Origin of the sequence: uncultured Zoogloea sp., from assembly GCF_937894855.1 — a bacterium.
Taxonomy (GTDB): Bacteria; Pseudomonadota; Gammaproteobacteria; order Burkholderiales; family Rhodocyclaceae; genus Zoogloea; species Zoogloea oryzae.
The window spans coordinates 1-1,494 of the sequence record NZ_CALAYQ010000103.1 but is presented as its reverse complement, the minus strand read 5'-3'; the positions used below and the strand labels follow the sequence as shown (position 1 = coordinate 1,494).

Below are 1,494 nucleotides of genomic sequence, written 5' to 3'. Positions count from 1 at the left end.
CGGCGAAGTAGCCGCTCGACTCCCAGTGCTCATACCAGCGGCGTTCGATCTCCGCCGGCTCGAAACTCTTGGCCAGTTCCATGGGGGCTGTCTTTGAAAGCAAAACGCGGATTATAGCGGATGCGGGCCGCTCGTCCGGCGGCACGGCTTGGCGTGCTGCGAGGGATTACAAGCCGGATTCGTTATCGAGGGTGTCGGCGATCTCGGCAGAGACGACGGGGAGCAGGGTGGCGCGCAGGTGGGCGGCGGCCTTGTCGCTGATGCGCGCGGCGAGCTCGTCGAGTTCGCGCGAAATGAGCTGGGGCAGCTCGGTGGCGACCCAGTTCTCGATGTGGCGGGCGATGGCGGTGTCAAGGGCGACCAGGCGTTCGGCGAGGTCGTCCGGGAGTGCCGTTTCGGTGGCGATGACGGGCGTCTCGTCGAGCAGCTCCGGCTCGCCGATGGCGGGCTCATCGCTGGTAGGTTCGAGGATGATCGGGTCGGCGTCGCCGATGAAGGGCTCGACGCGCTCGTCCACCACGTCGGTGAGCACCGGCAGGTCGTCATCGTCGGGCGCGACGAAGCTGTCGGGGCGGTGCATCAACGCGGCCTTCTCGATCAGGACTTCGCCGTCCTCGTCGTCGAGGGGGATTTCGAGTTCGGTCTTGGGATGGGAGGTCATTCGCCGCTCCGTTGGTTCAGATCGTGGGCGCTGAGGGTGTGGCCCTGTTCCTTGTAGCGCCGGAAGCGCCCGCGGGCGGCCTGACGCTCGGGGTCGGTCGGGCCGACCACCTCGATGACCAGCGAGAAGCGCTCGAAGCCGCCGGGCAGATCGTCGCCGAGGTTGATGAGCACGTCGTCGTTAGGCAGAGCTTCAAGGCGGCTGCCGATGACCACCGGGGTTTCCGCTGCCAGCGGCGAACCGGCCGGCACGTGCGGCACGAAGGCGAGGGGCTGGAAGCTCCACAGCATCTGATCGAAATGCCGGGCGATGTTGCCATCCGGCGCGAAGACCGACACCCGCCGCCCGCCGCCGCTCGCCTTGGCGGTGAGCACGCAGGCCACGCGCAGGCGGTCGGGGGCGTTGTGGTAGAAGCGGACGTCGGTCATGTGGGACTTAAGTCAAGATTTCCATTTATAGTAGATATATATATAATAACAGTATAGTACAAATCTTGGCGGTTTTTGTAAAACCATTCGGCGTTCGTACGCTTGTCGCTAAAGCTCTCGATGAACGCATTTAGGGGTGGTTTGGCTACCTGGATCTGCATTGTGCTAAACACAATGTAGACAAGCCCACTACCGAATGCCTTGCCGGTAAATTCAGGGTCTTGGTCCGTTCAGATAACCTTGGCCAGGGCTATCGAAGCTACCCCAATAGCATTGCCTGAGCCCAAATAACGTTCACGGTCAGGCTCTTGCTGGCCCACTGTTCACAGCCCCCGCTTTTGTGTAATTTCCTGCGTTTTTGGGCGAACGATGGAAGCGGGCAAGTTGATGGACATGGTCGAGGTT

The 1,494-nt window shown here is 62.2% G+C and carries 2 protein-coding genes; both read right to left on the bottom strand.

The genetic code is table 11. The features are described from left to right. Nucleotides 1-166: 166 nt before the first annotated feature. Nucleotides 167-661: a hypothetical protein gene (locus tag Q0672_RS12695; RefSeq protein WP_298622686.1), complete on the bottom strand. Its 495-nt coding sequence runs from the start codon at nucleotides 659-661 to the stop codon at nucleotides 167-169. Next, nucleotides 658-1,089: a DNA polymerase III subunit chi gene (locus Q0672_RS12690; RefSeq protein ID WP_298622675.1), complete on the bottom strand. Its 432-nt coding sequence runs from the start codon at nucleotides 1,087-1,089 to the stop codon at nucleotides 658-660. The genes Q0672_RS12695 and Q0672_RS12690 overlap by 4 nt, the downstream gene beginning before the upstream one ends. Nucleotides 1,090-1,494 lie beyond the last annotated feature (405 nt).

Excerpts from the sequence above, each read along its gene's own strand:
- Q0672_RS12695 (WP_298622686.1), bottom strand. The coding sequence starts at position 661 with ATGACCTCCCATCCCAAGACCGAACTCGAAATCCCCCTCGACGACGAG.
- Q0672_RS12690 (WP_298622675.1), bottom strand. The coding sequence starts at position 1,089 with ATGACCGACGTCCGCTTCTACCACAACGCCCCCGACCGCCTGCGCGTG.